Origin of the sequence: Mycobacterium kubicae (assembly GCF_015689175.1) — a bacterium.
Taxonomy (GTDB): Bacteria; Actinomycetota; Actinomycetes; order Mycobacteriales; family Mycobacteriaceae; genus Mycobacterium; species Mycobacterium kubicae.
Genome location: NZ_CP065047.1, coordinates 3978110 through 3999365 on the forward strand (window position 1 = coordinate 3978110; position 21256 = coordinate 3999365).

At 65.3% G+C, this 21256-nt stretch carries 20 protein-coding genes; 9 read left to right on the forward strand and 11 right to left on the reverse strand.

Going from position 1 to position 21256, the window contains the following annotated elements; genetic code table 11:
* Positions 1-410: 410 nt before the first annotated feature.
* On the reverse strand, positions 411-1133 hold the full coding sequence (locus I2456_RS18630) for a DUF1906 domain-containing protein (RefSeq protein WP_085074769.1): 723 nt from the start codon (positions 1131-1133) through the stop codon (positions 411-413).
* 181 nt (positions 1134-1314) lie between these two features.
* On the opposite strand from I2456_RS18630, the gene I2456_RS18635 reads away from it, so the two are divergent.
* Positions 1315-2484, forward strand: coding sequence for an aromatic ring-hydroxylating oxygenase subunit alpha (locus I2456_RS18635; protein ID WP_085074770.1), 1170 nt, complete (start codon positions 1315-1317; stop codon positions 2482-2484).
* On the opposite strand, the gene I2456_RS18640 is transcribed toward I2456_RS18635, so the two are convergent.
* Positions 2467-3825 (reverse strand): lipocalin-like domain-containing protein, encoded by a 1359-nt coding sequence (locus tag I2456_RS18640; RefSeq protein WP_085074771.1) that lies wholly within the window; start codon positions 3823-3825, stop codon positions 2467-2469. The two genes, I2456_RS18635 and I2456_RS18640, sit on opposite strands and share 18 nt — an antisense overlap.
* A 148-nt stretch (positions 3826-3973) precedes the next feature.
* Between I2456_RS18640 and I2456_RS18645 the strand changes: the two genes are divergently transcribed.
* Positions 3974-5440, forward strand: a complete 1467-nt coding sequence (locus I2456_RS18645; protein ID WP_085074772.1) for an aldehyde dehydrogenase — start codon at positions 3974-3976, stop codon at positions 5438-5440.
* A 7-nt stretch (positions 5441-5447) separates the two neighbouring features.
* Here I2456_RS18645 and I2456_RS18650 read toward each other — a convergent pair whose 3' ends face one another.
* From I2456_RS18650 to I2456_RS18685, 8 genes are all read right to left on the reverse strand, one after another.
* Complete coding sequence (locus I2456_RS18650) at positions 5448-5966, reverse strand: maleylpyruvate isomerase N-terminal domain-containing protein (RefSeq protein WP_085074773.1); 519 nt, start codon at positions 5964-5966, stop codon at positions 5448-5450.
* Positions 5967-5975: 9 nt separating this feature from the next.
* Positions 5976-6416 (reverse strand): MaoC/PaaZ C-terminal domain-containing protein, encoded by a 441-nt coding sequence (locus I2456_RS18655; protein WP_085074774.1) that lies wholly within the window; start codon positions 6414-6416, stop codon positions 5976-5978.
* Positions 6413-6886 carry an FAS1-like dehydratase domain-containing protein gene (locus I2456_RS18660; RefSeq protein ID WP_276052291.1) on the reverse strand — a complete coding sequence of 158 codons (474 nt, stop codon included), beginning with the start codon at positions 6884-6886 and terminating at the stop codon, positions 6413-6415. The genes I2456_RS18655 and I2456_RS18660 overlap by 4 nt, the downstream gene beginning before the upstream one ends.
* A 74-nt stretch (positions 6887-6960) precedes the next feature.
* A complete protein-coding gene (locus I2456_RS18665; RefSeq protein ID WP_068032636.1) occupies positions 6961-7386 on the reverse strand; it encodes a nuclear transport factor 2 family protein in 426 nt (141 codons plus the stop codon).
* Positions 7387-7423: 37 nt separating this feature from the next.
* A complete protein-coding gene (locus tag I2456_RS18670; protein ID WP_085074776.1) occupies positions 7424-9010 on the reverse strand; it encodes an AMP-binding protein in 1587 nt (528 codons plus the stop codon).
* 22 nt (positions 9011-9032) lie between these two features.
* A complete protein-coding gene (locus I2456_RS18675; RefSeq protein ID WP_068032638.1) occupies positions 9033-10160 on the reverse strand; it encodes an aromatic ring-hydroxylating oxygenase subunit alpha in 1128 nt (375 codons plus the stop codon).
* Positions 10161-10383: 223 nt separating this feature from the next.
* The gene (locus tag I2456_RS18680) at positions 10384-10575 is read right to left on the reverse strand and encodes a ferredoxin (protein WP_068032640.1); all 192 of its coding nucleotides are present in this window, start codon (positions 10573-10575) and stop codon (positions 10384-10386) included.
* Between the two features lie 11 nt (positions 10576-10586).
* The gene (locus tag I2456_RS18685) at positions 10587-12968 is read right to left on the reverse strand and encodes a CaiB/BaiF CoA-transferase family protein (RefSeq protein ID WP_085074777.1); all 2382 of its coding nucleotides are present in this window, start codon (positions 12966-12968) and stop codon (positions 10587-10589) included.
* Positions 12969-13067: 99 nt separating this feature from the next.
* Between I2456_RS18685 and I2456_RS18690 the strand changes: the two genes are divergently transcribed.
* Both I2456_RS18690 and I2456_RS18695 read left to right on the forward strand, forming a co-directional pair.
* Positions 13068-13889 (forward strand): FadR/GntR family transcriptional regulator, encoded by an 822-nt coding sequence (locus I2456_RS18690; protein WP_068032925.1) that lies wholly within the window; start codon positions 13068-13070, stop codon positions 13887-13889.
* 8 nt (positions 13890-13897) lie between these two features.
* Positions 13898-14632 carry an SDR family oxidoreductase gene (locus I2456_RS18695; RefSeq protein ID WP_085074778.1) on the forward strand — a complete coding sequence of 245 codons (735 nt, stop codon included), beginning with the start codon at positions 13898-13900 and terminating at the stop codon, positions 14630-14632.
* On the opposite strand, the gene I2456_RS18700 is transcribed toward I2456_RS18695, so the two are convergent.
* Entirely contained in the window at positions 14589-15455 is an 867-nt protein-coding gene (locus I2456_RS18700) for an LLM class flavin-dependent oxidoreductase (RefSeq protein WP_085074779.1), read from the reverse strand. The genes I2456_RS18695 and I2456_RS18700 overlap by 44 nt on opposite strands.
* A 71-nt stretch (positions 15456-15526) precedes the next feature.
* Between I2456_RS18700 and I2456_RS18705 the strand changes: the two genes are divergently transcribed.
* The 5 genes from I2456_RS18705 to I2456_RS18725 are packed head-to-tail and all read left to right on the forward strand — an operon-like array spanning position 15527 to position 21240.
* Positions 15527-16576 (forward strand): acyl-CoA dehydrogenase family protein, encoded by a 1050-nt coding sequence (locus I2456_RS18705; RefSeq protein WP_085074780.1) that lies wholly within the window; start codon positions 15527-15529, stop codon positions 16574-16576.
* Positions 16573-17667, forward strand: coding sequence for an acyl-CoA dehydrogenase family protein (locus I2456_RS18710; protein WP_085074781.1), 1095 nt, complete (start codon positions 16573-16575; stop codon positions 17665-17667). The genes I2456_RS18705 and I2456_RS18710 overlap by 4 nt, the downstream gene beginning before the upstream one ends.
* A 2-nt stretch (positions 17668-17669) precedes the next feature.
* Positions 17670-18818, forward strand: a complete 1149-nt coding sequence (locus I2456_RS18715; protein ID WP_085074782.1) for an acyl-CoA dehydrogenase family protein — start codon at positions 17670-17672, stop codon at positions 18816-18818.
* A complete protein-coding gene (locus tag I2456_RS18720) occupies positions 18815-19750 on the forward strand; it encodes an acyl-CoA dehydrogenase family protein (RefSeq protein ID WP_085074783.1) in 936 nt (311 codons plus the stop codon). The genes I2456_RS18715 and I2456_RS18720 overlap by 4 nt, the downstream gene beginning before the upstream one ends.
* On the forward strand, positions 19747-21240 hold the full coding sequence (locus I2456_RS18725) for a class I adenylate-forming enzyme family protein (RefSeq protein ID WP_085074784.1): 1494 nt from the start codon (positions 19747-19749) through the stop codon (positions 21238-21240). Before I2456_RS18720 ends, I2456_RS18725 begins: the two co-directional genes overlap by 4 nt.
* The last annotated feature ends 16 nt before the right edge of the window (positions 21241-21256 follow it).

The window sequence follows — 21256 nt, forward strand, 5'->3', positions numbered from 1 at the left end:
TTCGTCTGACCGGTGTGTTGTCGGGCGGCCGTCTCGTGGATCGAGCGGCGCCGCGGACTGCATCGGCCCTACTAAGAGTGTCATAAGAATGAGTCCAGATTTTGGACGTGGAATGGTTACTGGCGAGTTCTACGCGTGGGTAACCGGGTCCGGCGTAACACCCGGCTGAACCGCTGGCGCGGACCCGCTGAACAAACGGCCTGCATGTAGGTGGTTACGGTCGAGTAGCTATAACAGTGCAGATCAAAGCAGTATTGTTACCAAATCGTTATCTCATTTTTTTGGGCCCCGCCGGCGTCCGAGTGGCGGACTGGCCGCGCGCTTCCGATTTTGTCGCCGCCAGCAACGTCGCGCGAAGAGCGAACGAGTGTTTGCTGGGGCCACGCCTCAGCGGTCGCTGCAGCCGTCGCTTAGACCCACTGTCCGAATTGCGGCTTGAGAATCTCGTTGACGTCCACTCCGACGCCGCCCACCTTGCGCTTGTCAATCTCGACTTGGTGCAGGTGGGCGGCCGGGTGGGTGTATCCCTTGGGCGAGCCCCAGTTGTGCTGCCAGAAGAATGAGCACAAGCCGTCGTGCAAGGCCCAGTCAATGGTCTTGGAGTTGGCATACAACCCAGTCCGTTGGTGCCCGATCACCGACTCCCAGGACCGCAAATATGGAACGATCTGGTTCTTGTACTGGTCGAGAGTCGGATCGTCGTCGATTGAGGCGTAGATTGGCGCGCCGGCCGGGCCACCGGCTTGAGCATGCAGTTCTGCACCACGCTTGGCGTGCTGCAGGCCCGCGGGGCCGCCGCCCAGCCAGTCGGAGGTGCTGCCCTTGCCATATTGGTAACAAGACACGATCTTCATGCCGCCGCCATTGAGGTCGCGGGCTTCGGAAATCTGTATCGGCTTACCGAGCATCCAGGCCCCATCGGGACGTCGGTCAGACACATACCGGATTGCTCCAACGGCGCCCGCGGCCTTGATCTGACTGGCCGGAATGACACCCGCCGCATAGTCCAGCAAAATCCCTAGCGATCCCGCCGATGCGGGCGCCGCGCACGCCGACGCGGCCGCGACGCCAAGGCCTAGCAGCCCCGGAGTCGCCGCCGCGAATTTGAGTAGGTCGCGTCGCGAGACCGGCACAGGCACAGGGTAAGGCAGAAACCTCTGCAGTCCCGATTACCTCATCGGTCCCATTGGTATCACCTTGGTAACGCCAGGTTTGACGTCGCCGCGGCCCGTATCTTGCTGTCACTATAAAGTTAGTAAAGTTACGGTCGGCCCTCGAATCGGGCCAGGTGCTCACTGCGACACGGGAGATCTGATGGATCACGACCAACTCATCGACCTCACCCGGCGCGCTTTGAAGTTGGCGCGTGACAAGACGACCGACCTGGCTCCTGCCCAGCACATGGTCGACGCGAGGGACTACACCTCCGTCGAGAGGCACCAACTCGACACCGCGATGGTGATGGCCAGCCCGCAACTGGTTGGTTATGTCTCCGAGCTGCCCAGCCCGGGAACCTATTGCACCAAGACGGTGATGGGACGCTCGGTTCTGCTGACGCGGACGTCGGATGGTTCAGTCCGGGCGTTCGAGAACATCTGCCTGCACCGGCAGGCGCAGGTGGCGACGGGGTGTGGCAGCGCACGGCGCTTCACCTGCCCCTATCACGCCTGGACTTATGACAACACCGGGCGACTGGTCAGCCTGCCGGGCCGCGAAGGCTTTCCCGACGTCACGCCCAAGTCCGACGGCCTGACCGAGCTCCCGGCCGCCGAATACGCCGGATTCCTCTGGGTCGCACTCGAACCCGGTGCCTCCCTCGACGTAGCGGCACACTTGGGTCCCCTGGCCGAAGAGCTGGATTCGTGGGGCATTGGCCGGTGGTCGCCGCTGGGTGAGAAGGTGCTCGACTGTCCCATCAACTGGAAGCTGGCGGTCGACACCTTCGCGGAAAATTACCATTTCGCCACCGTGCACCGGCAGACGTTCGCAACGATCGCCCGCAGCAACTGCACGGTGTTCGACGCACATGGACCGCACCACCGGTTGATCTTCCCGCTCAACGGAATACTGGATCTCGACGAGGTTCCCGAGCAACAGTGGAACCCCTTGCAGAACATGGTGGTGATCTACGCCTTGTTCCCCAACATCGTGTTGTCGGTGACCATCGCCAACGGTGAGCTCTTTCGCATCTATCCCGGCGACCGACCCGGTAGGTCCATCACCGTCCACCAGAATTCGACGCCGCTGGATGTTTCGGATGAATCGGTCGCGGCCGGGGCCCAATCCGTTTTCGAATACGCCCACGCCACCGTGCGTGACGAGGATTACCGACTGGTGCAATCATTGCAAGCCAATTTGGAGTCAGGTGCCCGCGACCGACTGGTCTTCGGCCGCAACGAACCTGGGCTGCAGCATCGCCACATCAGCTGGGCTCAGGCGATCGAGAAGGGGATGACTGCTGCGGCGTCAGTGGGTGCCGGCTGACTCCTGATTGGAGACCACCGCGATGAGGTCGTCCAAAAGCGTTCCGAGGTAACCTTCTTGCGCGGCGCGCACCGTGGTCAGCAATCCGACCGCTTCGCTGCGACGTCCGGCGGCCAGCAGCTGCACCAGCAGTCCCGCCGTCATCGACAGGTCGCGGTCAACCGGTTCCATGTTCGCCACGGTGGTGTTCAACACCTCCACCAGCTCCCAGTCCCGGTACAGCGCCAGTGACCGCTCGTTGAACGCGAATGCGGTCACCGGTTGCCCACCCAGTGTCCCGGTGTAGCGATAGGGACCTTCCATGTATTCGATCGGCAGACCGTGAGCCGGTGCTGGCACCAGCGGCTCGCCCACGATATCGAGTTCTAATGTCGGACAGGTGATTCGGTGTCGGTCGGGCAGATAGCGGGCCGATGAGGGCGGACGGATCAACGTCCGGACGGTATTCGGCCATCGGACGTAGCTGCTTATCGTCACCTCGACATCTTCTGCGCACTGTGCTGGCACGGCGGAGTCTGGATAGCTCGTCGTGGCGCCGGAAAACGGTTGCAACGCATTGCCATCGGCGCGGTGGAACTGTCGCCATATGCTCATATCGACGCCGTTGTCGAAATTGATCGTGCGCCATTCGTGCGACCTGGTCCGGGGCGGCTCGCCGGTTCCACCGCCGGCGTACAGCGGGAACCACTGTCGGTCGACATGCCCGGCGGTGCCACTCACCTGTTCTGCACGGTCTGCCCAACGCAGCGTTCCGGTCATCGCCATGCCGGTTTGAAAATAGGAGTAGGTGTCGTCTTGGCCAAAGCAGGTGATTTTGCCGTTGTACGTTGCCGCGCCCAACGGCGTCGGCGCCCGTGTCGGCGTGACGGTCAGATCCAGTTCCATCGGTTGGCCGGCCTGGTCCTCGCCCACCAGCGTGACGCGGTAGGTATACGGGATCAAGTCCTCGTTCCCGTCGCGGCAGGTGACCCAGGAGGCGGTGCCCACCGGGCTGCGGTAGGTGAGATCAAGATGACCGGCGGCTGCCGACATCTTCGGCTCGGCTCCCGGCTGCATGCTGTGCGGCGGCATGTCGTAATCGGTATAGGTGCCGTACTCCCCGCTGTCCAGATCGAACAGCGCGAAAGTGTAGAAGTCGGCAACCACCGATCCCCCGGGTCGGTTCCTGTTGAAGATGGTCAGGAAGGCGAACGACCGCCCAGTGTCGGCTGCGTCCAACTGGCCGGCGATGAACCACGTATCCGACTCCTGGTCGGGGTGATTGCCTTCAGCAGCCGGGAAATCCAGCGAGTCGTCACCGGGTACCAGGTGGAACGGATAAGTGCGCCAATCGCTGGTCATTTCACGCCTTGCCTTGGGGAAGGTTGTCACTCAAGGGACGGCTTCCTTTGTCGCCAGACCGCGCGATCTCATCAAGCGCGCTTTCTTCGCTATGTTAGCATCAATAGCGAAATTCCGGTCGAATGCTTGCCTTTCAGAGAGTGCCCCGATGGCGGAAAATCCTGATCACTGTTCCTATGCAGAATTGTTCATCGGAGGCCGCTGGCGCAAACCCGCCGCCGCCGAGCGAATTACCGTCATTTCCCCGCACACCGAAGAGCCGATCGGACAAGTCCCGGCGGCCGGGGACGAGGACGTCGACGCCGCGGTCACCGCTGCGCGCCGCGCCTTCGACGACGGTCCGTGGCCACGGTTAGCCCTGGCCGAACGGATGGGCAAGGTCGCGGACCTCGCCGCAATCTATGGACGTCACATCGACGGCATGGCCGACCTCATCACCGCCGAAATGGGCTCGCCGCGCAGCTTCAGCCGACTCGGTCAGGCGGCCGGCGCGGCGTCGATGATGCACCTGGCCCTGGCCGCCGCGCGCGACTTCCCCTGGGTGGAGCGCCGGCAAGGCGTGCTCGGAGAAGCCCACCTGCGCCGCGCCCCGGTGGGTGTGGTGGGCGCCATCGTGCCATGGAACGTGCCGCAGTGCCTGATCATGCCCAAGCTCATCCCTGCACTGATCGCCGGCTGCACGGTGATCGTCAAGCCGGCACCCGAAACCCCTTTCGACGCTTTATGGTTGGCGGAGCTGGTGGAACAGGCGGGATTCCCCGAAGGGGTGGTGTCGGTGATCACCGGCGGCCCGTCGGTCGGCGAGGCGCTGGTGCGGCACCGGGGAATCGACAAGATCGCGTTCACCGGATCCAGCGCAACCGGGCGTCGCATCGCCGCCGTGTGCGGGGAGCAGCTAAAACGGGTGAGTCTGGAACTGGGCGGCAAGTCGGCGGCGATCATCCTCGACGATGCCGACATCACCAAGACGGTGACCGGACTGAAGACGGCAAGCCTGATGAACAACGGGCAGGCCTGCGTTGCGCAGACGCGCATCCTGGTCAGCGGACGGCGGCACGACGAAGTCGTGGACGCGTTGGCGACGATGATGAGCTCTCTGCGCGTCGGTGACCCGTCCGACGACGCCACCGACATCGGACCGCTGGTGGCACAGCGTCAACAGCAGCGTGTGCAGGATTACATCCGCTCGGGCCAGAAGGAAGGCGCCCGCCTGGTCATCGGCGGTGAGGACAGCCCCGCCGAACGCGGTTGGTACGTGCTGCCAACGCTTTTCACCGACGCGACCAACGACATGCGGATAGCGCGCGAGGAGATTTTCGGTCCGGTCCTGACCGTGTTGACCTACGAGGACGAGGACGAAGCCGTCCGGATCGCCAACGACAGCGACTACGGATTGGCGGGTTCGGTGTGGACCGCTGACACCGCCCACGGCCTCGAGATTGCCGCGAAGGTCCGCACCGGCACTTATGGCATAAACATGTACATGCTCGACATCAGCACTCCGTTCGGGGGGTTCAAGCAATCCGGCCTCGGGCGCGAATTCGGACCGGAGGGCCTGGACGAATACGTGGAGCTGCAGTCGGTGCTGTGCAACGGAAAGCTGCCGCCGTTATGAAACTCAGCTAGCACCAGTAAGGATCACGGCCAAGCCGCGCGAGCAGCCTCGCCTGCACATCCGCCTCGCTGTTCACCGCAACCGCAGCATTGAAGATGAGCGACGCGCTCAAGGTTTGCGGATCCGTCGGTAAGCGGGCGTAGAAGAATTGGCACCACGCCGGATCGAGCCGGTCATCGGCGCCTACCGCGCGAGCGAGGTCCCAGGTATGGATCAAGACGTCGCGGGTGAGATTTGGTAGCACCGCGGAAGCATCCAGTTGTGCTGCCCTGCGGGATCGCAACGCGACCTGTAACGAGTCATATGTCAATTGCCACCGAAGGTGCGGAACATCCCGCGGCCGGTCGGGTTTGAGCGCCAAGGGCCGCAACAGCAAGACGTCGTGAAAGCCGATCACATGCTCGAGCACTCCGCGGGCATCCCACGCGTCGCAAGGTGAGCGACGATCCCACTTGCCATCCGCCGCAGCAACGGCCGCGCCGAACCGCCTGCACACCGCCAGATGCAGTTCGCCCGCATCATCCATTGCCGCCGCTCACCGAGTCGCAGGCAGCTGCAGGGTGAGATCGACCGGGCAACACAACGCGCCGTGCTGATTGGTCACGTCGATGTGGACGTCGACCAGGTAGCGCGGCGGATCCACCGAGGTGTCACACCGCTTGGCCACGGCGCGCCCCCGACCCACCATGGTGTCCCCGGCATAGATCGATCCGGCCAACCGCATCGAGCGGCGCACCACGCGGCTGCTCGGGCCGGCCCAATCGGTCGCGACACGGTCGGCGAACCCAGCCAAGTGCATGGTGTTGACGAAAATGGTGGGGTTGCCCTGGCTTTGCGCGTAGACGGGATCGAAATGTCCGGGAAAGTAATCCCAGGTGGCGCCGGCGTTTTCCACCACCCGCTGATAGGTGATGTCATCGACGACCTCCGGCAGATCCACCGGAACATCGAGCTCGTCCCACGTCAGATCCGTCATGACGGCACCCCAGGGGTGAAGCGGAACAACGTATTTCGGTTGATGGCCACGACCGTGCCGTCTTGGCGGCGGTAGGTCTCCTGGGTTTGGACGAAGTGACCGACGCCTAGCCGGCTGCGCTTTTCCGGCGAGACCGAAAGCAGCTCTTCGACTACGGTCAACCGGTCACCCTCGACGATGGGATCAAAGAACTCGGCTTCGTTGGACGCATTGATGAACGTGGTTCCCGGCAGCGGCACCCGCAGAGCGATCGAGGCCACCGGCGGCCGCCCGGCGGGCTCCCACGGTGGTGGCACCAGCCATCCCATCAGCAGGGCGGGCGGTGCGACCAAGCCGCCCCACGTTTGCGAAGCGAACTCGTCATCCCAGTAGGACCTATTGCCGTCGCGCACCATTGCGGCGAACAACTGGATGCGCGCGCCGCTGACGACCGTGCCGGCGGTTCGCGGTTCGCTCGCGGCGCCGACCATGCGCAACGCATCTTCGTAGGTGCCGAAGGCCAGCTGGTAGGCCAGCTGCCCGGCGTCATCGTTCACCGGATCTCTCACATGACGAGCGGGTGCCGACTGGGCACCGAATCCCATTGCAGCGCGCGAGAAGTGAAGTACCAGCCGCCCCGCTCGTAGATCAGCTCGTCGGTGAATGTTCCGGTGGCTCGCAGGGTCGTGTCGCCATACATGGCGGCGAACAACACCGCGACGCAGCGCTGGGTGGCGTTGACGCCGTCGACGTGAATCTCATGGTCGACGGTAATAAGACGCTGTCCGTCGCCGCCGTCGAAGGCCGCCCGCAAATCGGTGAACGACTCGCCGTCACGGGTGTAGCTGGCGCCCGAATGGCGGAAGGTCGCGATCCAGGCGTCTCGCTTGCCCTCGGAATAGGCCCGATTGTGTCTTGCGCTCAGATCCAGAATGCCGGCACGTCCGGTCGCGGCGTGCAGCATCTGTTCTTCCTGATACGACAACGTCATTTGTATTCTCCCACCTGACATCTGAAGGAACAGTAACTCACCGGTTAAGTACGTATCCGTGGCTCTCACGATCCCATGTGCTGGCGGTCAGGCCGCGAGCGCGCAGCAAGTCTTTCCGTATCCGCCCGATGCCGTTCTTCGGGAGTTCATCGACCGTATCGACGAATCGCGGCACACAGAAGTAAGGCATGCGGGCCGCGCAGAAATCAAGCAATTCCGCGCAATTCATTGCCGCGCCGGGCTTTAACGTGACGACCAGCAAGATGTCGTCCTCGCCCAGATCGCTGGGCACCGCAACCGCAGCGGCTTCGGACACCGCCGGAAAATCCAGCACGACGCTTTCAACTTCTACCGACGAGATGTTCTCCCCGCGCCTGCGCAGTGAATCTTTGACGCGATCGACATACGTGAGGTTGCCCTCCTGGTCGAGGCTGCCCAGATCACCGGTGCGAAACCATTCGGGGTGGCGTTGCACAGCCAACCGGGTCCCCGCGCTGACGTACCCCTCGCTCATCACGTGCGGGTGTCGCGGCCGACACGTGATCTCCCCTACCGTTCCCGGCGGCACCGGGACACCGTTTTCGCCGACGATCCGGACGTCGAAGTTCGGGTTGATGCGGCCGGATGCCCCTGGCACACCATCGTCTGAGACGCCTTGCACGGCAATGGGAAACGCTTCGGTCATGCCATACATGGTGACGATTTTGCAGTCGTACCGCTGCTCGATGGCGTGATAGGCATTGGCGGCTATCGGCGCGGCGGAGATGAACCGCAGCGGGAGGTCGGCGTCACGCGGATCGGCGGGAAGGTTGTGCAGCATCGACACCATCGCACCGGCGCCGACGAAGCCGACGGCGTGGTGCGCACGTACGTCGTCCCACACTTGCGTCGGATGAAAGGCGCCGGCCATAACCGTGGTGCCGCCTACCAACATCGGGGCCAGCACGCTGGGCGCCGCACTCAAGTGGAACAACGGCATCGCGGTCCACAGCGTTTCGCCGGCACCGAACTCCCATGCCGCGGTGGCCGTTGCGGCGACGGTGAACAGGTACTGCCACGTCGTGGCAACCGCTTTGGAGGGGCCGGTGGTGCCGGAGGTGTAGAACAACGCGCCCACGTCGTCGACGTCACCGGGACTGTCGCACGGGTCGGCACCGCGCAGTAAGGCCGTGCGCAGCGAATCACCCGCCACCACAACATCGGTGACGGTGTCGAGGTGTCCGGCCACTTCGTCGACTCGATCGCGTCGCTGCCCGTCGGCGAGAATGACCTTGGCTCGGGACAGCCGTAGGGTGTGCAGCAGAAATTCGCCCTTGTTCGCGACGTTGACCGCCGCGCTCACCGCCCCGATCCGCGCCGCGCCCAGCCAGAAATACACCCACTCCGGACACGTCGCGGTGAACAGCGCCACCGAGTCACCCACGCCAACGCCCAACTCTCGCAGCATGTTCGCCGCGGCGCAGGAGCGGGCACGCATCTGCTCGAAAGTCACGTCGGTACCGTCGATCGACATCATCACCCGATCGGGGTACTGCTCGGCGCGGCGATCGAGCACGGCCGGCACGGTGAACCGATCGACACCGAAATCGACGGCTCCGGGCGGCGCACCTCGGTCAGGGCGCATCAGCTTTCCGATCGGGTCGCCGTCAGGCTCCGGCGGCCGCCGGGTCGGGCTCGCCGTCGGCGGTGTACCCGAAGTCGTTGGGCGAGGGTTCGGTTCCCGGGTAGAACCGGTGCGCCCAGCGCCGCAACGCCGCATAGTCGTGCGCCTCTTCGGGCGCCAGATTCGGCTTCTCCAGGTACTTCATGTTCTCCCAGGTGAAGAAGTCCTGCTTGATGACTTCTTGCTGCAACGCCAGGAATTTCGCGGCACGACCCGTCGGCTGGTCGCCGGTGTCGCCGGGCTCGCGGATGGAGGCCTGGGTGTAGAAGTAGTCGGTGTAATCCTCGTCGACCGGCGTCTGGCCGGTGACCTGACAGGTGGCCACCAAGTCGCTGGGGAAGCGGACGATGCCCAGGCCCAGCGAGTAGTTGTCATAGATGATCTTGGCGTCGACCGGACCGTTCGGCGTCAGCCAGGTCTTGGCCCTGCCGCCGCCGAAGTGGGCGTTGACGGTGGCGTGCAGGTGGTAACCCGAGACTTCGAACGACGCCGTGTTGGCGGGGTTCGCCGCCTTGTGCACGTACTGCACGTGGTAGGGGTCAGCGGCGTTTTCGATGATCATCTGCGCGTGCACCTTGACCCGGTTGACCATGCGGGTGTGCGGGTGCAGCGGGTAGTACTCATTGGTTTCCAGTTCGGGCAGCACCGGCGGCTGCCAGTACGGCGCGCGGCCGTGCCGCTCGTGCCACACCAGGATGAAGCCGTACCACTCGGTGACCGGGTAGGTACGGATCCGGACGTTCGTCTTACAGCCGATCTTGCTGTACGGGATCACAGCGTTGGTGCCATCACCGCGCCACTGCCAGCCATGCCAGGGACAGACGATGTGTTCGCCCTCCACGGTTCCGCCGACGCCCATGTTGGCGCCCAGGTGTTGACAGTAGGCGTCCAGTACCTGCGCCTTGCCCGACGAGGTGCGGAAGAGGACCAACTCCTCACCGAAGTAGTGCACTCGCTTGACGTCGCCGGGCTTGAGGTCCGACGAGAAGCCGACGATGAACCACCCGGTGGGGAACCGGTACGTCGATAGCGCGATGCCGCTCGGCCCGAACTCGCGTTCGGACGGATCTCCGCTTGCCTGTGCAGCCGAGTCCGAGATTGTGTCCGTCACTTAGCTCTCCGTTTCCCCTGCGGCAAGGGCAGCAGGGCCGCCTTCACTCACCCGCGGGTTCGACGACTAGTTCTATTTTTACTATTTTAGACATACAACGTCAACGCGGTGCCGACCGCGGCGCTCGAGGCGCCGGGCCGCCGGCCGGTTATCCGCAGCGGCGAGGTCCGTGGATCGCTAGCAGACTGGTTGTGCTGCAACGGATAACGGGCAGTCAGCGCACTCAGTCGGTGAGCCGCAGGGCGGCCCTAGGGCACTGTTCCACGGCCGCCCGCACGTCGATCTCCCGGTCTGGCGGCACCGGGCCGTCGGCGATTTGCACCACGTCCTGATCACCCAGTTCGAAGATGTCGGCGGCCAGTGACTCACAGAATCCGTTGGCTTCGCACATGTTCTCGTCCACGACTACGCGCATCGGACGTCCCCTTACTTCCTTGACAGGCCTGCCGGACGGGTGCCGATCACCTCGTCGGCGGCGAGGCGTGCGACTTCTTCCTCGCTCAGCCCACACTGATTGCGCAGCACTTCCTCATTGTGCTCCCCCAGCGTGGGCGGGGGACGCAACAACCACTCGCGCTGGCCGGAAAGTAGCGCGAACGGCGGGGTGGGATAGAGATTCTGTCCGGTGCGCGGATGGTCCAACGACTCGAAGAATCCGCGGTCACGCAACTGCGGGTTCTCGGTCACCAACGATGGTGAGACGACCGGCGCGGCGGGAACGCCCGCGCCGGCCAGACGTTCCACCGTCGCATCAAGGGGCTGCCCGGCGAACCAGTCCCGCAGCCCGGCATCGATGTCGTCAGCGCGGTGCCGACGTCCGGCCACGGTGGACAGCGCCTCATCGCACCAAAATGGGGTCCCCATGGTCTCGACGAGAGCCCGCCATTGCCGATCGTCGCGCACGCTGACTGCGATCCACTCGTCGTCTCCGGCGCACCGATAAATGTTCTGCAGCGCGCCGCCGTGACCCCGATTGCCCCGTCGGCTCAGCGTCTTGCCGAACACCTCGTGCTCGATCGGTTGGATGGCGGTGGTGTTGAGGACCGTTTCGACCATCGGCAACTCGACCTGTTGGCCCTCTCCGGAGCGGTCGGCATACGCCAGCGCGGCCAGCACCGCGAAGGCGGCGTGCACACCGGCCAGCGGATCGCAGGCTCCCCGCGGCGTGACCGGCGGCGTTTCGGGCAGTCCGGTCACCCAGGTCAACCCGCCGATCTGTTCCATGGTCGGCGCGAAACCGACGCGCTCGCGCCACGGCCCCTCCAGCCCGAAGGCAGGCATCCGCGCGACCACCAGTTTCGGGTTCACCTCCAGCAGCACGTCGGCGGTAAGCCCGAAGTGGTCCATCACGCGCGGGGAGAAGTTCTCGATGACCACGTCGGCTTCGGCGACCAGGGTGGTGAAGAGCCGACGGCCGTCCTCCGAACCCAGATCCAGTGTCACCGAACGCTTGTTGGTGTTCATGGCATGGAACACCCAGCCGTACTCCCACCAGTCGTCCACGTCGGTGCGCATCCCGCCCGAGTAGCGGATGCCGTCGGGACGCTGGATCGATTCCACCTTGACGACATCGGCGCCGAACGCGCCGAGCAGGTGCGTGGCGGCGGGCCCGGCCCAGAACGCGGTCAGGTCGACGATGCGGACACCCTGCAGCGGTAGCCCGTCGGCGGTCGACGCAGGACCGGGTCCTGCTGCCGTGCTGGGTTTGTCGTCGGTGGTGGCGACCTCACGCAGTGGTGCCGGCGCGCACCGCGACATGAGCCACGGCGGGCGCGGCTGGTGAAATCCCGCTGGGTTGCCGACGAAGACGTGGCGTTCGGTCATGTAGTCCATGTCGCGGATGGTTGCGCCGGTGCCCAGCGGTGCGATGGGCAACCGGAACAGTTGCCCTAACCCGACGATCTCCTCGACCGTCCGTTCGGCCAGCCACGGGCCGATCGATTCGCGGATGAGATCGCGATAGTCCCAGCGACCGATTTGAAAGCGTAGTTGCGGAATATCTTCCAGCTCAGGGCATTCCACCATCGCCAGGAAATCCAGCCATTGTTGGCCGGTGACCATCGTGATGCCGACATAGCCGTCCTTGGCCGGTTCTATCGAGGGTACTTCCAAGGTGCGCCGCACCGGCGGCACTTGCAGCAGCGCGGAATGCAGCCATTCGCTGCTTTGCATCAACGTGATGGCCTCGAGCATGGACAAGTCGAGATGTTCACCGGGACCGCCGCGCGCGACGCGGCGGCGCACCGCCAGCGCTCCGAAGGCAGCGAACACACCACCCATGTACTCACCCAGGTCGCCGCCGATGGCGATCGGTGGCCCCGCCGGGTCACCGCGGAATCCCGGTGATCCCGCCCACGCCTGCAAAGTGAACTCGGTGGCGGCCCGGTCGGCGAACGGCCCGGTCCAGCCGAAATCGGAGATGGTGACCACGACGGCGTGCCGTGAGTCGGTCAGCAGCTGGCGTGGATCAATGCCCAGAGCCGGCGCCTGAGATCGCCCAGCGGTCACCACGACGACGTCGGCCGCCGCGAGTTCGGCGCGGTACTGATCCGAATGTGGCGTCACGGCAAGGCAGGTCTTGCCGGCGTTGAGGTAGTCGAACAGCGGGGCGTTGGTTCCGTCCGGTATCGGCGAACAGGTGGCGGAGTAACTGCGCAGCGGATCACCGTGCGGGGGTTCGATTTTGCGCACCTGCGCGCCGGCGTCGACGAGCAGCTTGCCGCAGTAACTTCCGGCGATGCGGTCACTGATCTCGACGACGCGCAATTCGTCGAGGGGTGCTGGCCGGCCGTCTGGCCCGTGACTCACGCGGCTATTTATACCATTACTGCTAAAATAGCTAAGCCAGACGAGTTCGCGGGCCTGCGACCGTGCGCTCTGCCTACTGCCGTAGCTTGCGAGGATCGGATGACAGCCCTGGGACTTGGACCCGACGCCCGCCGCCGCCTGTCGGCGCCGAGGATTGCTGAGATCGTAGCCGATGAGCTGCGTCGCCAGATCATCGACGGCGAGTTGGCCGACGGCGATCTGCTGCCCCGCCAGGAGGTGCTGGTCGAACAGTTCAAGGTCAGCCTGGTGTCGCTTCGGGAAGCGCTGCGCATTTTGGAGACCGAGGGTCTGGTTTCGGTCCGGCGCGGCAACCGCGGCGGCGCGGTCGTGCACGCGCCCGCCAAAACCAGCGCCGCTTACATGCTCGGCCTGCTGCTGCAAAGCGAGTCCGTCGCCGTCAGCGACCTGGGCGCGGCGTTGCAGGAGCTCGAGCCGGCCTGCGCCGCCCTGGCGGCGCAACGGCCCGACCGCGCCGACACCCTGGTGCCAGAACTCAAACAGGTCAACGACGCCATGGCGGAGAACCTCGACGACGGTGCCTCCTTCACCGAAATCGGCCGTCAATTCCACGATCTCATCGTCCGCGGCTGCGGAAACCACACAATCATCGCGGTGGTCGGCAGCCTGGAAACCTTGTGGACCAGCCACGAGCAGCGATGGGCCGACGAAAGCTCGGCGCGCGGCACCTACCCGTCCCTGGCCAAGCGCCGGGCGGTGCTCAACACGCACGTCAAGCTGGCCGAGACGATCGCCGAAGGCGACGTCGACCGGGCCCGGCGCATAGCCGGCCGCCACCTCGCCGACACCCAGACCTATGTGCTGTCCGGCCGGGCCGAGCAACGCATCTATGCGCTGTCCCCCCAAGCCCTGTCCCGCACCCGCGACATTCGCCGCACGTAGGGCTATCTTTGACAACGGCGAGAACGGCTCTGGTCACCGGCGGCAGCGGTGGGATCGGAAAAGCGTGCGGCGCCAAGCTCAGTGAGCTCGGTTACGACGTCGTCCTGGTGGCACGACGCGAAGCCCCATTGCGGGAGTGTGCTGCACAGATCGGCGCCCGTTACCTTGTTGCCGACGCCTCCGAACCGAGTGAATTCGCCACTGCCATCGGCACGCTCGACAAGATCGACCTGGTGGTCCACGCGGCGGGCACCCTCGGCGGAACTTATGCGCGCAAGCAGACCTTCGAACAGTGGCGGGCAATCATCTCGGCGAACCTCGATTCCTGCTTCGTGGTGACATCGGCTGTCCTGCCCCGCATGCAGCCGGGTTCACGGCTGGTGTTCATCTCCTCCTCGGCGGCGCACGAGCCGATGATGGCACGCACCGCCTACTCCGCGTCCAAAGCCGGGATGAACGCGTTCGCCCGCGCCTTGGCGCTTGAAGTCGACCGCGACGGGATCAGCGTGCACCTCGTCACCCCGGGCCCGGTGGAAACCGAGATGCTGCAAGACGTTCCCTTCGAGATGTACGCGATCAGGGTGGCTGATGTCGCCGAGGCGGTCGCGTGGCTGGATACCGTGGACCCGTCGGTCGACCTGCCCGAGATCCGGCTGAGCGCCGTCGAACGAGGCCCCTTCGCTCGTCCGCCGGTGGTGCCTACCGAGGTTCGCCGACGCGCGGCGCGGCAGGGAACGCCTTGATCACCGCCTCACCGAATTGGACCAGGGACTGCGGCGCTGCGAAGTCGGAGAACCACACATAGAACCGCTGCACCCCGAGCGCGGCGAGACCGCCGAAGTGCTCGATCAACTCGCCGGCGTCCCCACAGACCAGTCCCGCTCCCAGGTAACCGAATCGCCTGGTGCTGAGTTCCCGCACGGCCGCGGGGTCATCGCCCGATCGGACGAACCCCACCATCTGCTGCACGGAGATTCGCGCTTTTCCCGTTGCGGGCGCCAGGCGAGGCAGCCGGTCCAGATGGTTGGCCTGCAGGTTCCACCAATCGGCATATCTGGCAACCAGTTCCATCATCCGACGCCCGCTGCCCCCGAGGATCAGCGGGATCGGATGCGTTGGCTGCGGGCGCTGCCCCTGCTCGCCGTCAGACCAGTATTCGGTGATCAGGGCCAGGTGGCGCTCCAGTTGCTCGACCCGGGCGGCCGCGTCCTGCTGACCGATGTCGAATCTGGCGAACTCGGCCGGCCACGACCCCGACCCGAGCCCTAACTCGAACCTGCCGCCCGACGCTTCGGACAGGGTGACGGCTTGCTTGGCCAGCACCGCGGGATGGCGAAACGCATCGCAGAGCACCAGATGGCCGATCTTCAATCGCTCCGTTTTGGCCGCCACCCACGTCGCGATGGCCATTGCCTCCCAGATGTTTTCCTTCGGTTGCCCGGGCGCTTCCAGGTGATCGATGAACGCGACACCGTCGAAGCCGCTGGCCTCGGCATGACAGGCGCGCTCGACCAGGTCGGCTACCGGCAGCCGTAGTTGGGGCAGGAACAGATACCACTCGACCATTCCCACCACCCATGCGTCTTGAGATTGCACCCGCGTCGCTAGTTTACTATTTTTATTATGTTAGGGGTCTTATGGATGTCGTTCTGACTTCGGAGCAGCTCGCGCTGCGCGACACCGTGCGCGACATCCTGCGTGCCGAGTGTCCGCCCGATGCCGCGCGCCAGGCCATGTCCGATCCAGAGCGGTGGCGGACCCTGTGGAAGACAATCGTGGACCTCGGGTGGACGGAACTGGCGGCGCCGGACGAGGCGGGCGAGTACGGGCCGGTCGAATTGGTCATCGTGCTCGAGGAATGCGGTGCTGCCATCGCGCCGGTTCCGTTGTTGAGCAGCATCGGACTGGCCGCCGGCGTGCTGCGATATTGCGGTTCGGCCTGCCATGACGTTCTGGCGGAGATCGCCGGTGGCGCGGTGGCCACCCTGGTCGCCCATTCTCCTGGCCAGCGGCTTCCCGGGGCCCCGATGACCCTGCGCGGCGGACGCTTGAGCGGACATGCCGTCGCGGTGCCCAACGCGGGTCGTGCCGAACTTTTTGTCACGCTGGCCACTTCACCGGACGGGTTGGTCGTCGCGGTGGCACGCGGCGGCGACGGCGTCACCGTGCGTGCCGGTGAATCTGCAGACCCGGCCCGACCGGGAGCCCCCGTCGACATGGACACCGAACCCGTCGCCAGCGCTCCCGTCGAAAGCATCGAGGCGGCGTTGACCGCACCGCTGGTGGCCGCCGCCGCCGACTTGGTCGGGGTCGCCAGCGCCGCCCTGCACCGCGCGGTCGAGCACGCGAAGACCCGCCGTCAGTTCGGCACGCCGATCGGCGCGTTTCAAGGCATCAAGCATGCGCTGGCCGACAACTACGTCAGCGTGGAACGGGCCCGCAGCCTCACCTACGCCGCCGCGGACGCGTACGACTGGACGGCGGCCGCCCTGGCGAAGGCCGCCGCCGGCGAAGCCGCGGTGAACTGTGCACGCACGGCCGTCCAAGTGCACGGGGCGCTCGGCCAGACTTGGGAACACGACGCGCATCTCTACATGCGGCACGCGTGGCAAGGAGCCGCCCTGCTGGGCGACAGCCGGGCGCTGTACCACGAAGTGGGCCGCCGGTTCGCTGGAGCCGCGACATGAGCGCGGTGGTCGAGGAATTCACGGCATGGCTGGCGGAGTTTCTGCCGCGCGACTACTACGCGGAGTACCGCCGCTACCGGTGGGATATCGGCCTGCGGCGCGACTATCAGCGGGCGGCCTTCGAATCGGGCTGGCTGCAACCGACGTGGTCACGCGAACACGGCGGTCGATCGCTGGGCTTGCGTGACGCAATGGAGATTCGCATCGAGGCGGCGCTGCGCTCCGCGCCCAAACTGCCGAACATCGCCGGCCCTAATGTCGCGGCGCCAGGCATCCGCCAGTTCGGCACACCCACTCAGATCGATCGCCTGCTGGTGCCGTTGTTGCGCGGCGATGAATGGTGGGCGCTGGGTATGTCCGAGCCGGAAGCGGGTTCGGACTTCGCCGGCTTGCGCACCCGCGCCGATCGCGACGGTGACGTGTTCCGCGTCAACGGGCACAAGATCTGGACCACCCAGGCTCACGAATCCCGTTGGTGCACCTTGTATGCCCGCACCGACCCCGATGCTCCGAAACATCGCGGCATCTCCTGCCTCATCCTGGATCTGCATTCGCCGGGTGTGAAGATCGAACCCATCCGGATGGCGTCCATTTCCGACGAGACCTTCTGCGAAGTGTTTCTGGACGATGTCGAGGTGCCTGTGGAAAACCTCCTGGGGCCCTGCCACGGCGGCTGGAACGTCGCGTTGTCGTCGTTGCACCATGAGCGTCAAATGATTTGGATCATGAACTGGGTCGAGATAAAACGCGGACTGGACTCGATCCAGGGCACGCCCGACGAAGACATCTACACCGAACTGGGTTCGCTGATCGCCGACGCCGAAGCGCTACGAGCCACCGGTTATCGCGCCTTGGGCAACGAGCTGGCCGGACGTCGCAACCCCGAGGCCGACATTCTCAAACTCCTGGGTTCGCTTACCCTGCAGCGGGTTTGGGAACTCAGCGCGGCCGCGGCGGGGCCCGCTTCCACCAGCGATCCAGACTTGCTGTTCGAACGTCAAGATGCACTGGCCGCAACGATCTACGGCGGAACGTCGGAGGTCCAGCGCAACATCATCGGCGAGCGACTGCTCGGGCTGCCGAAGGGATGACGATGGATTACGACCTCGGCGATGACGCCGGTGAACTGCGAACTCACTTGCGCGAATTGATATCGGCGAACATTCCCGCCGACTTCCTCGGTGCCTGCACCGACGATCCGCAAGACCTGGCCACCACCGAATCGTTCTGCAAGCTACTGGCGAGCGAGGGCTTGCTGGCCCTGGCGTGGCCCAAAGAGCACGGCGGCGGCGGCGGTTCGGTATGGCAGCAGACCGTGCTGCGGGAAGAGATGTGGGCGCACCACGAGCCGCGTGGTCCGCAGTACATGGGCATCAACTGGGTGGGTCCGGCCTTGATGCGCTACGGAACAACCGAACAGAAGGCCAAGCACCTGTCGGCCATCGCCGCCGGTGAAGTGGTGTGGTGCCAAGGGTTCTCCGAACCGGAGGCAGGAACGGATCTGGGCTCGTTGCGCACCCGCGCTGTCCCCGACGGCGATGGTTGGCGCATCACCGGTCAGAAGGTGTGGACGTCCTACGCGCGGATGGCGTCGTGGTGTGTGCTGGCCGCGTGCACGCACCCGGATGCGCCAAAACCGAAGCGACTCAGCCTGTTTCTGATCCCGATGGACCGTCCCGGCTTCACCGTGCGGCCCATACCTTCCATGCTCGGGCCTCATCACCTCAACGAGATGTTTCTTGATGACGTGCCGGCGTACCCGGAGGACGTCCTGGGCGAACTCGGTGACGGCTGGCGCGTGATGCGCGAGGCGTTGGCGTTCGAACGCGTCGGCATTGCCCGTTATGCCCGGTGTGAATCTTTACTGCACCGCATGCGTACCGAACTCGGTGACGACTGGGACGCGCTGCCCGAATCGATCCGTGCCCGTTGGGTTCGGGCATTGGTCGACTTGCGGGTAGCCCGACTGATGGCTTATCGCGCCGTGTCGCTGCAGGACGACAGTTCGGCGGGTGCGGCGGCCAGTGCCGCGCGCATCGCCACGACGACCTGCGACCAGCAGGTCGCGGAGTTGCTGTTCGACGTGCTGGGCCCCCGGGCCTTGGACAGCGGCACCTCGGCGTCGCTGCATGGCGCCATCGAAGACCATTGGCGGTACGCCCAGGCCGCGACCGTCGCCTCGGGCACCATTGAAGTGCAACGCATGTTGGTGGCACGCGAAGTCTTGGGAGAGCACCGGTGAATACCGAACTACCGCAAGACATCATCGACTTCGCCGCCGTCGCCGCCAAGCGGCTGCAGCGGCTGGGCGGACCGGCCGCGGCGCTGCGCGCGGAGACCGACGACGGCGTGCGGCAGGCAGCCAATGATGCCCTGCGTGACCTCGGCGCCCTCGAGCTCGACGTCCGCGAGGAGCCCGACGACCTGCTCGCTGCGGCGGTGCTGTGTCGAGCAGCCGGCGCCGCGGCGCTTCCCTATCCCCTGGTCGAGGAATTGCTGGCCGTCGACGGTGCGCGGCTGGCTCTGGTGGATCCGCAGGCACCGCGAATCGACCACGGCGACCTGCCCGGTCGTTGGCTCGCCGCCGATCTCGACGGCAACCGCTACGACGCCCAACCGGCGGCGCGGACCGCCGCGAAATTGGGACCGTTTCTGGTTCCGGCCACGTTGAGCGGGCCGCACGGCGCGGTCGCGGCCGCCGACGTTAGTCTTCATCTCGTGCTGGGATCATGGCGGATTCTGGGGGCAGTGCGGCAGTCACTGCACATCGTGACCGAGCACGTGCTCGCCCGGATACAGTTCGGCAAGCCGCTGGCGGACTTCCAGGCCGTCCGGTTCGCCGTCGCCGATGCGTCCGTCGCGGTACGGGGTTTAGAGGAACTCGCGAAGTTCACCCTGTCGCGCACCAACGTCGTTCCCAAATCTGCCTATTCAGCAGATGCGCTGGTATTGCGACTCAAAGCCGCCGACACCGCGCGGCAGGTGCTGCGCACCGCACATCAGCTGCTCGGCGCGTTGGGTTTCTGTGACGAATCCGATGTGAGCGTCCTGGACCGGCACACCCAACCGCTCATCAGATTGCCGCTGAGCGCCGAGGCGCTGAGCCTGCGCTTGATCAGCGATGTGCGCGACGGCCAGCTCGAGACGCTGTTCAATGGACCCATACCGGCATGACCACCAATCCCGTCGCGACCGGGGTAGCGGCCAATCCGCTCGACGAGGGGATTCCGTTTGGTCTCAAGCTCCAAGAGCTCGCCGAGCAACGAAGCGACCAGCCGGGATTGACCACGGTCGCCCTCGACGGCACCGACCACACTCTGACCTTCGGTGAACTCGACGCGCGCGCCAATCAATGGGGCAGGGCGCTAGCTGCCAACGGCGCCGAGACCGGATCGCTGGTCGCCATCGCGATTCCGAACTCGGAGCACCTGGTGCTGACGGCGTTGGGCTGCTGGAAGATTGGCGCGATTCCGGTCCCAATGCACTGGGATCTACCGGAATGGGAACGCGACCGGGTGCGTGCGGTGATCAACCCCGTGGTGGTCGTCGACGAGGAGCGTCGGTGGGAGCTGGATGCACGTGCGCGCGGCGAGTCCGAAAGTCCGCTTCCCCCAGCGGTATCCCCGATGGCCAACGGGATCTGCAGCAGCGGATCGACCGGTGTGCCCAAGGTGATCCTCAACCTGGCGCCGTCGCTGTGGACGCCTCAGCACGGCGAGCCCTTCTTGGCCAACTGGACGCCGGTGCCCCAGCCGCAGACCATTCTGGTGCCCGCGCCGATGTACCACACCAACGGATTTGCCACCCTGCCCTTCATGCTGGGCGGTGACCACCTCGTGGTGCTCGAGAAGTTCGATGCGGCTCTGGTGGTCGACACCATTGAGCGGTATCGGATCACCAATTTCACGGCTACACCCACAATGCTCAAGCGCATCGCCGCCCTACCTGACATCCGCCAGCGCGACCTGTCCAGCATCGTGTTCATCCTGCAGGGCGCCGCGGTCATGCCGCCGACGCTGCTGCAGACCTGGTTCGAACTGCTCAGCCCGCAACAGATCGTGACGGCCTACGGCATGACGGAAAACCTCGGCCTGACCGCCCTGCGCGGGGATGAATGGTTGACCCATCCCGGCAGCGTGGGCCGGGGCTTCCGAGACACCGAAATCCGCATCCTGGGCGCCGACAAACGTCCGCTGGGCCCCGGCGAGGAGGGCGACGTCTACTTGCGCGCGCCGATGAGCGCCGGTTACCGCTATCTGGGCGGCGCCCCACCGCTACCGGAAACCGAAGACGGCTTCCGCTCCGCCGGTGACATCGGCCACCTAGACGCCGACGGCTACCTCTACATCACCGACCGCCGCGCGGACATGATCGTCTCCGGCGGTGCGAATGTCTTTCCCGCAGAAGTCGAATCAGCGCTGGCCGGTCATCCTGACATCGCCGACGTGGTGGTCATCGGATTGTCGGATCCGCATTGGGGCCGGCGCGTGCACGCAGTGGTGCAAGCTTGCGCGCCGCTGACCGAGCAACAGGTGATCGAGTACGCCAAGGGTCGCTTGGCGCCGTACAAGGTGCCCAAGACAGTGGAATTCGTCGATCAGATTCCACGCACCGCGGCCACCAAGGTCAATCGCTCGGCCATGATCGCCGCCCGCGGCGGGTGAAGTGGTAGTGGTGTCC

Bases quoted from the DNA above. Each gene is read 5' to 3' on its own strand.
- I2456_RS18635 (WP_085074770.1), top strand. From the start codon at position 1,315: ATGGATCACGACCAACTCATCGACCTCACCCGGCGCGCTTTGAAGTTG.
- I2456_RS18640 (WP_085074771.1), bottom strand. From the start codon at position 3,825: ATGACCAGCGATTGGCGCACTTATCCGTTCCACCTGGTACCCGGTGAC.
- I2456_RS18645 (WP_085074772.1), top strand. From the start codon at position 3,974: ATGGCGGAAAATCCTGATCACTGTTCCTATGCAGAATTGTTCATCGGA.
- I2456_RS18650 (WP_085074773.1), bottom strand. From the start codon at position 5,966: ATGGATGATGCGGGCGAACTGCATCTGGCGGTGTGCAGGCGGTTCGGC.
- I2456_RS18655 (WP_085074774.1), bottom strand. From the start codon at position 6,416: ATGACGGATCTGACGTGGGACGAGCTCGATGTTCCGGTGGATCTGCCG.
- I2456_RS18660 (WP_276052291.1), bottom strand. From the start codon at position 6,886: ATGGTCGGCGCCGCGAGCGAACCGCGAACCGCCGGCACGGTCGTCAGC.
- I2456_RS18665 (WP_068032636.1), bottom strand. From the start codon at position 7,386: ATGACGTTGTCGTATCAGGAAGAACAGATGCTGCACGCCGCGACCGGA.
- I2456_RS18670 (WP_085074776.1), bottom strand. From the start codon at position 9,010: ATGCGCCCTGACCGAGGTGCGCCGCCCGGAGCCGTCGATTTCGGTGTC.
- I2456_RS18680 (WP_068032640.1), bottom strand. From the start codon at position 10,575: ATGCGCGTAGTCGTGGACGAGAACATGTGCGAAGCCAACGGATTCTGT.
- I2456_RS18690 (WP_068032925.1), top strand. From the start codon at position 13,068: ATGACAGCCCTGGGACTTGGACCCGACGCCCGCCGCCGCCTGTCGGCG.
- I2456_RS18700 (WP_085074779.1), bottom strand. From the start codon at position 15,455: ATGGTCGAGTGGTATCTGTTCCTGCCCCAACTACGGCTGCCGGTAGCC.
- I2456_RS18705 (WP_085074780.1), top strand. From the start codon at position 15,527: ATGGATGTCGTTCTGACTTCGGAGCAGCTCGCGCTGCGCGACACCGTG.
- I2456_RS18710 (WP_085074781.1), top strand. From the start codon at position 16,573: ATGAGCGCGGTGGTCGAGGAATTCACGGCATGGCTGGCGGAGTTTCTG.
- I2456_RS18715 (WP_085074782.1), top strand. From the start codon at position 17,670: ATGGATTACGACCTCGGCGATGACGCCGGTGAACTGCGAACTCACTTG.
- I2456_RS18725 (WP_085074784.1), top strand. From the start codon at position 19,747: ATGACCACCAATCCCGTCGCGACCGGGGTAGCGGCCAATCCGCTCGAC.